7 protein-coding genes, 2 rRNA genes and 1 pseudogene are annotated in these 13520 nt (G+C 51.9%); 4 read left to right on the plus strand and 6 right to left on the minus strand.

From position 1 onward, the window contains the following. Positions 1-33 precede the first annotated feature (33 nt). Positions 34-852, minus strand: a complete 819-nt coding sequence (locus FF011L_RS18515; RefSeq protein ID WP_145353154.1) for a transporter — start codon at positions 850-852, stop codon at positions 34-36. 1595 nt (positions 853-2447) lie between these two features. Here FF011L_RS18515 and FF011L_RS18520 point away from each other — a divergent pair. The 4 genes from FF011L_RS18520 to FF011L_RS18535 all read left to right on the plus strand — a co-directional run bounded on the left by FF011L_RS18520 (position 2448) and on the right by FF011L_RS18535 (position 9496). Beyond that, positions 2448-5360: ribosomal RNA gene (locus tag FF011L_RS18520) — 23S ribosomal RNA — on the plus strand. 111 nt (positions 5361-5471) lie between these two features. Continuing rightward, positions 5472-5580, plus strand: a 5S ribosomal RNA gene (rrf, locus tag FF011L_RS18525). Between the two features lie 971 nt (positions 5581-6551). Then, positions 6552-8507: a biosynthetic arginine decarboxylase gene (speA, locus tag FF011L_RS18530; RefSeq protein WP_145353156.1), complete on the plus strand. Its 1956-nt coding sequence runs from the start codon at positions 6552-6554 to the stop codon at positions 8505-8507. A 200-nt stretch (positions 8508-8707) separates the two neighbouring features. Continuing rightward, positions 8708-9496, plus strand: a complete 789-nt coding sequence (locus tag FF011L_RS18535) for a GxxExxY protein (protein ID WP_145353158.1) — start codon at positions 8708-8710, stop codon at positions 9494-9496. A gap of 719 nt (positions 9497-10215) precedes the next feature. Here FF011L_RS18535 and FF011L_RS18545 read toward each other — a convergent pair. From FF011L_RS18545 to gmk, 5 genes and pseudogenes are all read right to left on the minus strand, one after another. Then, positions 10216-10731, minus strand: coding sequence for a hypothetical protein (locus FF011L_RS18545; protein ID WP_145353162.1), 516 nt, complete (start codon positions 10729-10731; stop codon positions 10216-10218). 44 nt (positions 10732-10775) lie between these two features. Next, positions 10776-12110 carry an MBL fold metallo-hydrolase RNA specificity domain-containing protein gene (locus FF011L_RS18550; RefSeq protein ID WP_145353164.1) on the minus strand — a complete coding sequence of 445 codons (1335 nt, stop codon included), beginning with the start codon at positions 12108-12110 and terminating at the stop codon, positions 10776-10778. Positions 12111-12133: 23 nt separating this feature from the next. Then, positions 12134-12670 carry a flavoprotein gene (locus FF011L_RS18555; RefSeq protein ID WP_145353166.1) on the minus strand — a complete coding sequence of 179 codons (537 nt, stop codon included), beginning with the start codon at positions 12668-12670 and terminating at the stop codon, positions 12134-12136. A 1-nt stretch (position 12671) separates the two neighbouring features. Beyond that, positions 12672-12935 (minus strand): DNA-directed RNA polymerase subunit omega, encoded by a 264-nt coding sequence (locus FF011L_RS18560; RefSeq protein ID WP_145353168.1) that lies wholly within the window; start codon positions 12933-12935, stop codon positions 12672-12674. After that, positions 12920-13520: pseudogene (gmk, locus tag FF011L_RS18565) on the minus strand (guanylate kinase). The gene FF011L_RS18560 and the pseudogene gmk overlap by 16 nt, the downstream one beginning before the upstream one ends.

The raw sequence follows: 13520 nt of genomic DNA on the forward strand, positions 1-13520 counted from the left end.
TACGTCGACAGAATCAATGCTTGGCGGCAAAACTTAGAACTGCCATCCAAAGCCGACATTTGAGAAGAAGTTCGCAGACTGTTGATTGAATCCCCATCCCGTTCGAACTCCCACCTCTAGATCAGGCGTCAGCAGGTAGTGAACTCCGGGACTGAAGTAACTTTTGGCGGTCGCGTTTTCCTGGCCATCGGAGAACAAGCCAAAATACTCTGCGTGAACCTTCGTTCGCTCTCCCAAAGGGATTTTCAGAACCACCGACGGTGCCCAAATATTGAAATCGTCCTCCTCCAGACTCCCCGTCGCATACCGAAGTGCGGATGCGAGCTCCCAGCCATCTGAAAATTCCCAGCCCATGGTTGCGGATGTGACCAATTGAGTTGCCGTCGACTCGCCCGCCGTTGGTGTCTGGCCCATCACCGTCACATTACTTTGCGGCCTCCAACCGTCTTGTTCCTGCAAAAGAAGTTTGAAGCCATAGAGGACTTTCGCTTCCTCCTCCAATCCATTGGCACTTCCGCCTGGTTCAAATTCGAAGCCCCCACTTCCCGAGGTCGTACTGGATTCGCCACCGATTTCGTAATTGGTTCCGAACCGCAATTCGAAATTCTCGGTCGCTCCGAAACGCAGCAACAATTCAGGAAAGCTATGAGTCTCCTTGGCATTCCGATTATCGACGAACGAATACGAAGATTCGACCATCAGTAGGCCTTTATCGACGGTCGACAAAGCGGGAGTGAAAGAGTCGCGATCGGTCTCTATCTCGCGTTCCTCCTGTCCATTTGCCGCGCAAGCCAAAATGCTCAGACCGACACTCGCTGCCAGCCGCACTACAAAACGAAGACGTCGATCCATCTCAAATTCCTTCACTTGCCAGAGCCAATACGGTCCATAGGTTTACATGGGCTGAGCCAATCTCCTAACCAACATCCATCGCTGGCCGGCCCCTTCTCCAAAATCGGAACCGACCTGTGGTGCAGGACACAAAACCTGCCGGTGAAGACACAATCGTTTTCACCCTAAATCGCGTCTTCATCTAGGTTCCGATCTCCGCCAAGAACCGCCATCTGGTTTGGCGGGCCGTAAAGCTAGCCGCGAGGGATGTGCGATATATAAGTTGACGGTTTGACAGCAGCTGGCACCTGCCCAGACATCCAAGCGCCACGTCCCCTCGTCGGTTTACCCGACAGGAACGCAAGATTTGAAATTAGAGGTGGTTGTCCCCACGGTTTTCGCTTCCCGTTCGGATTGCCGCTGAAAGCGGCAATCCGAACGGGAGGCGTTTTTCTAGAGCCATGCGAACTAATTTCAAATCTTGGCTTCATGCCAGGCAAGCTGGCATGGGGCCTTTTCTCCCTGCCACACTCACTACTTATTTATCGCACAACCCAAGAGGCTGGGGTTTTGAAACCAAACCGAGCAACGCTGCACGTGCCGATTTAGAAACAGCTCGCTAACTCGGTTTCGCACAGGCGTTTTATCGAACGGAATGAGCGTCTGGGGGTTTTCACACCTATAGACATAGCGTGATCAGAACCACAAAAACCGAATGACGCAGGCTATCGACCGGCAAGATCCGCAGGACCGGATTCCACTCATTTCGATTCGTTACGAGAGGCCCCAAAGTCGATAGTACCAATCCGGCAGCGAAGGAAGGCCCCACGGGAAAACCAAACCAGAACAGAACCGATCGTTTTACGGGCAATTGGGAGCCAAGAATCGGGAAAATCAGCTGTCCACCCAGACGTTTTTGACATCGAACCAAAGGTTCGCGGAAAAAAACAAACGGCTAACCGGGCAACGACCCAGTTTAACAATCCAGCGTTTTCCCTAGCAAAAACGCCCAACAAAGAGCGTGCAAGAGAAGCAAAAGATGAAGCTTTCGAGTGGTTCTCTTTTTATTTTCGCAGAACTGGTCGTAAGCCATTGACGGTCCCCGGGGAGGGCACTAAGATTCCGCCTCAACAGCAGTGAACCACCTTTCACTCAGACTTAACCGGCCGCTTAACCAAGCGTGCGAAGGGCTAAATAACTGAGCGAAAGGCAGTTCACTGAACTGCGTCCCCTGGCTTTCCAGGGCAATGATTTTTGACAATTAGGTTGTTTGGTAGAAGGCATCTAAAGAACACCACAGTTCTTGAGACCTTTGATGATCTTTCCGTTCATCAGATGAATCAAGAATACTGTTCTCAGGAGCGTTCAGCGATGGTCTTTTAGGGACGAAACTTGTTTCGGATCTAAATGACTTGAACTAGCGATCTTGCATAAAATTCTCCATTGGTTGCCGCCAAAAAATGATTCGATTCATCGCTTGTTCTTTCACGAGAGCTTTCTTTGAGGACTTCATTTGGAATCGGCTTCTAATGTAAAAAAATGATATCGTTGGTAGAATTCTATCGGTTGATTGTCGTTGCTTAGCATTTGCTAAGTAGCGAGTTCAAGATTCCGATGGTCAAGCTACCAAGGGCACATGGGGGATGTCTTGGCGTCAAGAGCCTATGAAGGGCGTGGAAGTCTGCGAAAAGCTTGGGGAAGCTGACAAACGAGCGATGATCCCGAGATACCTGAATACTGCATACTGAATACATAGGTATGCAAGTGGCAACCCAGGGAACTGAAACATCTAAGTACCTGGAGGAATAGAAAGAAAAATCGATTCCGTAAGTAGCGGCGAGCGAAAGCGGATTAGCCCAAACCGAAAGGGTTTCCCTTCCGGTGTTGTAGGGCACATCGTATGGCGGCAAAGAACGAGTAACAGAACGGCTTGGAAAGGTCGGCCACAGAGGGTGACAGCCCCGTAAGTGAAACTCAATTAATTGTCGTCGGTGTGTTCCTGAGTAGGTCCAGTCACGTGAAACCTGGATTGAACCCGCGGGGACCATCCCGCAAGGCTAAATACTCCTTGACGACCGATAGCGAACCAGTAGGGCGACTGAATGATGAGAAGAACCCCTGCTAGGGGAGGAATGTGAACCTGAAACCATGTGCTTACAAGCGGTCGGAGCCCTATATCTCTTCGGAGACACGGGTGACGGCGTGCCTTTTGCATAATGATCCGGCGAGTTGTGGTATGCGGCTTGGTTAAGTCCTTACGGGACGTAGCCCAAGGGAAACCGAGTCTGAATAGGGCGAAATTGTCGTATGCTGCAGACGCGAAACCTGGTGATCTACCCATGAGCAGGTTGAAGCGCGGGTTAAACTGCGTGGAGGACCGAACCCACTTAGGTTGAAAACTGAGGGGATGACTTGTGGGGAGGACTGAAAGTGTAATCAAACCAGGAGATAGCTCGTTCTCTCCGAAATATCTTGAGGGATAGCGTCGAGCCACTATTTATCGGGGGTAGAGATACTGAATCGGATGGGGGCCCCTCCCGGGGTACCCCACCGAACCAAACTCCGAATACCGATAAAACTATCTCGGCAGTCAGTCCGCGGGGGATAAGCTCCGCGGTCGAGAGGGAAACAACCCAGACCATCAGCTAAGGTCCCGAAGTATTACTTAGTCACTAAGGAAGTTGAATTGCTAAGACAGCTGGGATGTTGGCTTAGAAGCAGCCACCATTTAAAAAGTGCGTAACAGCTTACCAGTCGAGCAATTCTGCGCCGATAATGAACGGGAGTAAGTAATACACCGAAGCTATGGATGCTAACCTTATGGTTAGCGTGGTAGGAGAGCGCCGATGGACAGATACAAGCCATACCGTAAGGAGTGGTGTCGGGTCCATCGGGTGATTATGCCGGAATGAGTAACGATAAAGCAGGTGAGAATCCTGCTCGCCGAAAGCGTAAGGTTTCCTGGGGAAGGTAAATCCGCCCAGGGTTAGCCGGTACCTTAGTCGAGGCCGAAAGGCGTAGACGATGGATAACAGGTCAATATTCCTGTGCCGGTTGTACATTCGATGCTGGGACGGCGTCCGGAAAGTGAGCGGTACGAATAGAAATGTCCGTAGCAAACACTGAGGCGTTGGGGGTTAAATGACCCGACATAAACCAAGGTTAAGCTCGAGAGCGCTTAAGTTCTCGAAGTCATTGGAAGGACGTCCAAGAAAAGCAGCTAAGTTATGTGTACAACTGACCGTACTAAAACTGACACAGGTACGTGAGACGAGTAGTCTAAGGCGCTCGGGAGAACGGTGGTTAAGGAACTCTGCAAAATGGCCCCGTAAGTTCGCGATAAGGGGCGCCCCCGATGGTTTACGCTGTTGGGGGCCACAGAAAATCGGCTCTAACGACTGTTTATCAAAAACACAGGTCTCTGCTAACACGTAAGTGGATGTATAGAGACTGACGCCTGCCCGGTGCTGGTAGGTTAAGGAAGAAGGTTAGCCTCACGGCGAAGCTTGCGACCGAAGCCCCAGTAAACGGCGGCCCTAACTATGAGGGTCCTAAGGTAGCGAAGTTCCTTGTCGGGTAAGTTCCGACCTGCATGAAAGGCGTAACGATTGGAGCACTGTCTCAACCACCGACCCGGTGAAATTGTAGTTGTGGTGAAGATGCCACATACCCGCGGTTAGACGGAAAGACCCCGTGAACCTTTACTGTAGGCAGTTATTGGGTTGAGTTATGTTCTGTGTAGGATAGCTGGGAGGCTTCGAAGCAGGTGCGCTAGCACTTGTGGAGCCGTCCTTGAAATACCAGCCTGGTCATAATTTAATTCTAACCTTGATCCCATGAATCTGGGCAAGGGACAGTTGCTGTCGGGCAGTTTGACTGGGGCGGTCTCCTCCCAAAGAGTAACGGAGGAGTGCAATGGTACACTCAGCCTGGTCGGTAATCAGGCGAAGAGCGTAAAGGTATAAGTGTGCTTGACTGCGAGACCCATAAGTCGAGCAGGAACGAAAGTTGGTCTTAGTGATCCGGTAATCCCGAATGGAAGGGTTATCGCTCATCAGATAAAAGGTACTCCGGGGATAACAGGCTTATCGCCACCGAGCGTCCACAGCGGCGTGGCGGTTTGGCACCTCGATGTCGGCTCATCACATCCTGGGGGTGTAGAAGCTCCCAAGGGTTTGGCTGTTCGCCAATGAAAGTGGTACGTGAGCTGGGTTCAGACCGTCGTGAGACAGGTCGGTCCCTATCTGCCGTGGGCGTTCGAATCTTGAGGAGATTCAACTTTAGTACGAGAGGATTTAGTTGGACGAAGCTCTGGTGTACCAGTTGTCGCGCTAGCGGCACGGCTGGATAGCTAACTTCGGAAAGGATAAACGCTGAAAGCATCTAAGCGTGAAGCCCGCTCCGAGATTAGGATTCGTAGTCGCGCAAGCGACGAGAGCCCCCTGGAAGACTACCAGGTTGATAGGCTGGATGTGTAAGTACCGTAAGGTATTGAGCTAACCAGTACTAACGGGCGAAGGCTTGACCATCGATATCTTGCACTCGCATAGAACATCAATGATCTTCTGAGAATCTTTAGATAAAACCTACTACCAAACAACTGGCTACCGGCAAGGTGAAATATTCCTTCCGGTAGTCTTTCCGGCGACCATATCAGAAAGGTCACACCTGTTCCCATCTCGAACACAGTAGTTAAGCTTTCTGAGCCGATGATAGTGCATACCAGCGTGAAAGTAGGTATTGCCGGATTTTTAAAACCTCTTCTGTCTAACGACAGAAGAGGTTTTTTTTATGCGCTGACAGAAACAACCCAAATCCAAAACCCGCTCTCCCAAAGAGAAGCGTCCGTTGTTGCGGCTCGGAGATTCCAGGCTACGACAAAAGCCTCGCTCCCCTCGCCCCTAAGCGAGCTCGTTGTTGCGAAAGAAACACTAGCGAGATCATTGCGTCATCTCTCGCTTCTTGTCTGATTTTGCGGAGCTTGCTTGGGGGAGAGGGGCTGGGGGTGAGGGGGAATTTCCAGGCGGCGATTTTGCAGCGAAGACGCGGTGAAAGCCTCGGGTTTCAAGCGGTTATGCCACGTCTTGCCCAACGCTGTCAGCCCCTCTCCCCCAGCCCCTCTCCCCAAAAACAAGCCTTTGAATCGCACTTAATGGAATTAGCTGGCGAACCGTTGGTCCAGTATCAAACCTGTCTTAGGCGAGCTTGTTTTGAGGGCGCGGGGAGCCAGACTTTCTTCACTTATTCTCGCTCAAGGCGTGACCAATATCCGTCACCTATAAATCGCACGTCCTTCGGGCTTATTTCGGGGGAGCCCAAAGGCTCCATTCTTTCCAGGCCCGAAGGGTCGACACAACAAAACTGCTACGACAATCACCTAGCGACGCTCCGGCGATGCGTCACGAATAAATTCCATGTCCCGCGTGAAAGAATCTTGAAAAGAACGTTCTTTCGCGGCCCAAAAGGCGACTCAATTCATTCCATCCCAGTCGGCGCAAAAACTGCGGGGAAGAACCAGAACGTCAGCTTTAAAACCCACGACTGAAAGAGAGACAAAAACGGTTCGGATCCGACTCTTTAATACGGGCGCATTTGACTCGCTTGCCCACTACACATCGGTTCTTCAGAAGCCCACAATGCTCTTCTTTCCGAGACGAAATTTGTCTCCGTTTTTCACTTCGTTGTTTGCCCATTTCCCTTTCGAAAAATGACTTTTGCTAATGTCTATAGCCACCGGCAGTCGCGCTTGGTCGACCAGTGAATCCTCCGAGCTTTATGATGTTTCGCGTTGGGGAAATGGCTATTTTTCGATATCCGATTCGAGCGGAAATGTGTTGGTTCATCCCGATCGAGATCCTGCAAAGGGTGTCGATCTGAAGGACATTATCGATCGACTTCAACAGCGCGGTTACGAGCTCCCCATCCTGCTGCGATTTAATGGCATCCTGCGTGATCGCTTGCGGGAAATGCGTGATTGCTTCGCAACAGCCATCAAAGAGAGTGATTTTCAAGGAGACTATCGCTGCATCTTTCCAATCAAAGTCAATCAACAACGGGAAGTGATTGAGAAACTGGTTGAGTACGGTGTTGAAAGCGGGATCGGACTGGAAGCAGGTAGCAAACCGGAATTGATGGCGGTCGCTGCATTATGCGATCGAGACATGCCGATTGTTTGCAACGGGTTTAAGGATGACGAATTCATTCGCTTGGCAATGATCTGTCAGAAACTTGGGCGGACGGTCATCCCGGTCGTCGAAAAGTTCACCGAGCTCGCCTTGATCTTGAAACATGCAAAACAGTTAGGGGTCAGACCCAATATCGGAGTCCGAGTCAAACTGGCCTCTCGCGGCCAAGGACGTTGGCAATCTTCCGGTGGCTATCGCTCCAAGTTTGGATTGACCGTCAGCGAAGTGATGAAGGTCGTGACGGTGCTGGAAGCGGAGGGAATGGCCGACTGCTTTAAACTGTTGCACTTTCATCTTGGCAGCCAAATCACGAACATCCGTCCAATCAAATCGGCGATTAACGAGGCGGTCCGAATCTACTGCGACCTGCACCGCCGAGGACTCGGCCTGCAATACCTTGACGTTGGTGGCGGGCTAGGCGTTGACTACGACGGTTCGCAAACCAACTTTGAATCGAGCATGAACTACTCGACGCAGGAGTACGCGAACGATGTGGTCTATCAAGTCAAAACGGTCTGTGACGAAGCGGAGGTTCCGCATCCAACGATCTTCAGTGAGAGTGGACGCGCGGTGACGGCCCATCACAGCGTGTTGGTGTTTGGAGTTTTAGGCGTGACCCGGCAAGGTGCGTCTCAGGAACTTCCCGGCGAGATCTCAACCGATTTCGAACAACCCGTTCAGGATCTGTGGGCGACGTATCAGGAAATCAATCCACGCAATGCCGTCGAATCTTTCCACGACGTGCAAAGCAGTTTAGATATGGCGATGAATTTGTTCTCAACGGGCTACCTGCCTCTTGAGCAACGAGTCCTTGCCGAAAACCTCTTCTTCGCCAGCTGCCAGCGGATCCGCCGCTGTGCCAAGGAAATGGAATACGTACCGGAGGACCTGGCAGGGCTAGACCAGATGTTGTCGGACATCTACTTCTGCAATTTTTCGCTTTTCCAATCGATCCCCGATAGCTGGGCGATTCATCAACTGTTCCCGATGATGCCGATCCATCGCCTGGAAGAAAAGCCAGATCGTCACGGAGTCCTAGGGGACATCACCTGCGACAGCGACGGAAAAGTAGATCGATTTACAGATCGCCGGAATGTCAAAACGACTTTGGAACTTCACGACTTCGATGGTTCGCCTTATTACCTAGGCGCATTTTTGGTGGGAGCCTATCAAGAAATTTTGGGGGATCTCCACAACCTGTTTGGGGACACCCATGCAGTCCATATCGATGTTGAGCAGGGGCAAGCTGTCATTCGAGACATCGTCGCCGGGGACACCGTCCGGGAAGTATTAGGATACGTGCAGTATGACGAGCGTGACCTCGTCCGCCGGATCCAAAGTTTTGTCGAGCAAGCGGTAGGCGAAGGCAAAATCGACAATAGTGAAGCAGGGCAGTTCATCCGCTTCTACGAAAAAGGCCTATCAGGTTACACCTACCTAACCGGCCCCGAAGAAACAAACGCCCCCCCACCACCAAAAGATCCCTCCTAAGCCAACCAACCGCCCACAGCCATTTTCGGAGGATTGTTAGGAGCAGCTTTTTTGGGGCAAGAAAATGGGGGCAAGAAAATGAGAGGATTTAACATTTTGCTGTCTTTATCTTTTATCGTGATGGAGGATATCTGCGTGTTTGACGCCTAAAAATCAGGTGTCACGACGGGGCAATTTTGAGTCAGATAGGAGGCAGAAAAATGCCGGTGAAGTGCGAGTACGTTATGGAACGTGCGTCAGCGGAGGCGTTCGCGAAACTGGACTACTTGGTCATGGGGCAGGCCTTTAAGTGCCACAATCAGTTCGGACGATTGGCCGATGAGAGAATTTATGAAAGGAACCTGGTAGCACGCTTGGTAGAGATTCCGGTGAGTACCGCCCGGCAAGTTCCGGTGGTTGTGTCTCACCGTTCTTTTAGAAAGATGTATTTTCTAGATTTGATCGTTTCACGCCTGGGGCTCTATGAGCTTAAGACGGTCACGGGGTTGAACAATGAGCATGTCGCTCAACTGCTGAACTATCTATATCTACTGGATTTGCCACGCGGGAAACTTATTAATTTCCGATCCCCAAAGGTGCAGTCAAGATTCGTAAATGCACCGTTGTCGCGTGAGCAACGCACCTCGTTTTCGATCAAAAAGGATCGGTTTAACGGCGATCCCTATTTGCTCGACATGACATTAGAGATGGTTCGAGACCTCGGCACAGCGTTGACGAGTTCGTTATATCAAGAGGTCTTGGTCGCGCTGCTTGGAGGTGAAGACGCTGCCATTGCCATGTTGCCGATGAAGGCGAACGGAATCCCTCTTGGCAAGCAGCGTTTCCATTTGGCATCGCCCTCTGAAGGGCTTTGCGTGACCTGCTTTCGTCACATCCCTGTTGACTATGAGTATCAGGTTCGCTCGCTCCTTCGACATAGTCCACTCACCGCGACTCAGTGGATAAATATTGATTCAGGTTCCGTCACCTTCAAAACAATTCGCGTCTAATCCGATTTAGCATGCATAGTGCCGACGTAGCCACTCCCTTTCGGCACAGCCTATCGCGAGCTCTTCGCAGCAAAATTTTTCATTTTCTTGCCCCCATTTTCTTGCCCCCATTTTCTTGCCCCCATTTTCTTGCCCCCATTTTCTTGCCCCCCGTTTCCGGGTCAACTGATCGCTGTTTTCTTTGAAACCAGATCGCTAGCCTTTGACAGACTTGGCCTAGTGCGCTCACTCCTATTCCTATTCGTGTGACTCTTGGTTCTACCCAGAACGCTACAAACAGACAGGAGAAGAATCCACACCATGGTATGAACCGCGGGTCCCGCCAAATTCGCAGCGATCCCAATGCTGACGAAAGCCCCTGTCCCCAAGATGGAACCGAGCCCCATCATCGTCGCTCCGACGATTCCGACTTGGCGTTGAAGCCGACCGGACTCTGCCGATTTTTGATTCGCGACTCGCACGACCAGTTAGCTCTCCAGGGGAGCAAAATGAGGCGTGCAATGACGCTGATTTGCTAACCCTACCAAGCTTGGCCTGCAGCGGAAGTTCGGCACAAACGTCATCCAATCGCCGGGGGATTTTGCCGCCCGCTTCCGCCGGGCTTGCCCCGGTTCGGGGCGTGCAACTGGCAGCTACCTCCAAGCTAATCAAGAGGCATTTGCAAAGACCTCCGTTTTCGGGCTTGCCCCGGCGGAGTCAGCGACTCACTTGGCGGTGATTTACTCTTCGCTGGGCTTTTCGGCGGGGATGATTTTACCGAATAGGTGGCCCCCTTTGTCGCCGTGATCCCATGTCCCGGCATAGCGTCCGTGATGGATAACAACCCTTGATGAAAAAGTCCCCAGCCCTGGGATCCAGAGATTTTCGAGCGTGATCACGGGGGTTTCTCCCGCCCATTTGACTTCTAAGTCCATTGGGACTTCGGTATCGGTGTCGCCGTACCGAATCCTTGCGGTAAAACGAAAGCGGTCCAGACCGGGCAGTTTTTCACATTTCGAAATGGTGTACTCTTCTTCGGGCATTTTGCCGTCCGCGTTATTCATCACCGTGAAGCGGCCAACAAATTTGGCTCCGGTCATGTACTTGGCGAACTTAGCCTCTCGTTCCGTTGGCTGAACATCGGTTTTCTTTGCCTTGGCTTCGGTTTGCTTGCTGGCGGGTGGCTGTGCCGTCGCTACCATTTGATTTCCGCAGCAGAGCAGGAGAATGAAGGTCAACGAGTGAATGCGTAACATGGGAGTCCTCGCAATGAATGGAATTGAGTCAGGTCAGCGACGGGTTAATCGACGTTGTAACCCCGCTTCGTTAATTCTTCAGCCAGCACCTTCTTGGCATGGTACTCGCCATGCACCAAGCGAATCTTCTTGGGACGAGTTTCAAATTGCTCGACAAAATCAATCAATTCATTTTTGTCGGCATGCGCAGAATACCCGGAAAGCTGGTGAACTTTTGCACGGATCGGAAACTTACGACCGTCCAGCCGCACGAATTCTGATTTTCGCTGAATGAATCGTCCCGGCGTTCCGTGGGCTTGAAAGCCGACAAATACGATATCGGTTTCGGGCTCGCCCAGAAAACGTCTCAGGTAATTTACCACTCGGCCGCCCGTACACATTCCGCTTCCCGCCACCACGATGGCAGGGAGCTTATGTTGGGCCAAGTGTGCAAGCGTATCCAGATGCTCGCGATGATCGCCGACGGTCGTCAGGTTTTCAAAGACCAATGGCTGGTCATCCATTTTCAAAACCTGCTGAGCTTCCTCGCCCCAGTACGGTTGCAATTCTTTAAAGAGCTGTGTGAACCGAGTTGCCAGCGGGGAATCGACAATCACGTCGATCGCCTTCATCAGACTACAACCATCTTCTTTTTGGATTCGTTCGAAGATGTTATTCATTTCGAACAGCAAAGCCTGGGTCCGTCCCAGACTAAACGCAGGAATGATGGTGACGCCCTTATCATCAAGCGTGTTCCGCAAGATCGCCTCGAGATGGTTTTGGCGATTTTCGACCGATTCGTGCAGGCGATCTCCATAGGTACTTTCCAGCACCAGTAAATCAGCCTGAGGAGGACTGGTCACGGGATTCAAAAGAGGAGCGTTTCGACTGCCGATATCCCCGGAGAAAACGGCGATTTCACCATTGGGTGTTTTGATTTCAAAAACGGTCGACCCGAGCACATGGCCTGCGGGGCGGAGCCGAAGTTCGGCGCCTCCGTCGATCGCATGCCAGTCGCCGTAATCGAGCGGCCGCAGCCATTTGCCGACATGTTTTAAGAAACTGTCGATCATCCGGCGATTTCGCGTAAACCCGATTCGGATCGCATCTTCCATTACCAACGGAAGCAGTTTTGCGGTTGGATGACTGCAGTAGATCGGTTTTTTAAACCCGGCGCTCAGCAGATAAGGGATGCGGCCGCAGTGATCGATATGGACGTGCGTCAGCAGCAGCGCCGCAATTTTATCAAGCGAAAATTTGATCTCAGGATTCGGATGCCGCTTCGCATCGTCTCCCTGGAACATTCCGCAATCAACTAGATAGTCCTGGCCGTTATCCATCTTCAACCGATGGCAGGACCCCGTCACTCCGTTGTGTGCACCGTAGTGAGTTAACTTCATCAGGCTGGCAATCGCGAGGAGGACTACAGTAGTTTTTTGGCCGCTTCCAGAATCGCTTCGGGTTCAGCCATTCTACCAGGTCCTTTGCGTCGACAGCTAAGCCAACCGTGGTCGGGGCCGATCATCTGGATGCCATCTTCACGCAGCTGGGCGACGTTTCGTTGTACGGAAGGTTTCTCCCACATCACATTGCTCATCGCGGGCGCCAGCAGAAGAGGGCATTCGGCCTGCAGCCACATCGTTGTCAGCAAGGTGTCGGCGATCCCGTTAGCGAATTTACCCAGCAGGTCGGCGGTTGCCGGTGCAACGATCAGCAGATCGGCATCCTTGGTCCATTCGATATGGGTACCGAGAGGGTGGTGTGCGGGATCAAAACGATCGCTCGCCACCGGGTGACCACTCAACGCAGCCAGCGTGGCCTGCCCAATAAATTCTTGGGCTCCAGAAGTCATCACAACGCGAACCGCAAAGTCCTGTTGGACTAAGCGGCTGACAAGCGTTGCCGATTTATAAGCGGCGATCCCTGCACCGATCGCCACCACGACATGCCGAGGAGGCATGTTATAGGTCCATTGAATCGAGATCTGGACCTTCGGAACTAGCGGCCATTTCTTCAAGCGAAACGACCTTGTTGTCCATGTTCAACATGATCTTATCCTGCATGATTTCTTTCAGCACGATCGACATTTTGTCATGGGTATCCGCGCTTACCAACGCGCGACTACCTTGATTCAACTGGACCAATCGTTTTTGAATCAACGTGCTCAATTTGAACCGGCCACCGACCTTTTTGACGATCTCTTCTTCTTTTAGTTCTTCAAGCATGCTTTAGGTTCCCTGCGATTGGCGGAGGATGCTGCAGATTTCGTCGACCGCCCGTTCGACGTCATCGTTAATTATTGCGTATTGGTAGTGTGCGAGGGACTTCATTTCCTCGGCCGCTGTCTTCAAGCGGGCCTGGAGGTCCTGTTCGGTTTCGGTGCCGCGTGCTCGCAAGCGTTTTTCAAGTTCTTCGTGGCTGCCGGGGTGAATGAACAGAGTAATCGGGTCCAGATCACTCGCCATCACCTCGATCGCCCCTTCAACATCTATCTCTAGAATAACCCACCGCCCCATCTTTAGGCCAGTAGCAACCTGTTCATGCAGGGTTCCGTACCACCTGCCCAGGGAAAAAACCTCTTTGGATTCCAAAAAGGCTCCCTCTTGCCTCAGTGCTTCAAAACGCTCAGGCGAGAGGAAATGATACTCTTTGCCATCGGTTTCGCCTTCCCTTGGAGCCCGCGTGGTCGCCGAAACACTTAATTCGAGAGGCAACTGGCAGCATTCGATCAACCGCCTGACAACGGTCGATTTACCGGCTCCGCTGGGGCCCGAAACGATAATCAGCCGACCCGGCGGCGGTACAGTCAC

The sequence above is a fragment of the Roseimaritima multifibrata genome, from assembly GCF_007741495.1.
Taxonomy (GTDB): Bacteria; Planctomycetota; Planctomycetia; order Pirellulales; family Pirellulaceae; genus Roseimaritima; species Roseimaritima multifibrata.

Bases quoted from the DNA above. Each gene is read 5' to 3' on its own strand.
- FF011L_RS18515 (WP_145353154.1), bottom strand. From the start codon at position 852: ATGGATCGACGTCTTCGTTTTGTAGTGCGGCTGGCAGCGAGTGTCGGT.
- speA (WP_145353156.1), top strand. From the start codon at position 6,552: ATGTCTATAGCCACCGGCAGTCGCGCTTGGTCGACCAGTGAATCCTCC.
- FF011L_RS18535 (WP_145353158.1), top strand. From the start codon at position 8,708: ATGCCGGTGAAGTGCGAGTACGTTATGGAACGTGCGTCAGCGGAGGCG.
- FF011L_RS18545 (WP_145353162.1), bottom strand. From the start codon at position 10,731: ATGTTACGCATTCACTCGTTGACCTTCATTCTCCTGCTCTGCTGCGGA.
- FF011L_RS18550 (WP_145353164.1), bottom strand. From the start codon at position 12,110: ATGAAGTTAACTCACTACGGTGCACACAACGGAGTGACGGGGTCCTGC.
- FF011L_RS18555 (WP_145353166.1), bottom strand. From the start codon at position 12,670: ATGCCTCCTCGGCATGTCGTGGTGGCGATCGGTGCAGGGATCGCCGCT.
- FF011L_RS18560 (WP_145353168.1), bottom strand. From the start codon at position 12,935: ATGCTTGAAGAACTAAAAGAAGAAGAGATCGTCAAAAAGGTCGGTGGC.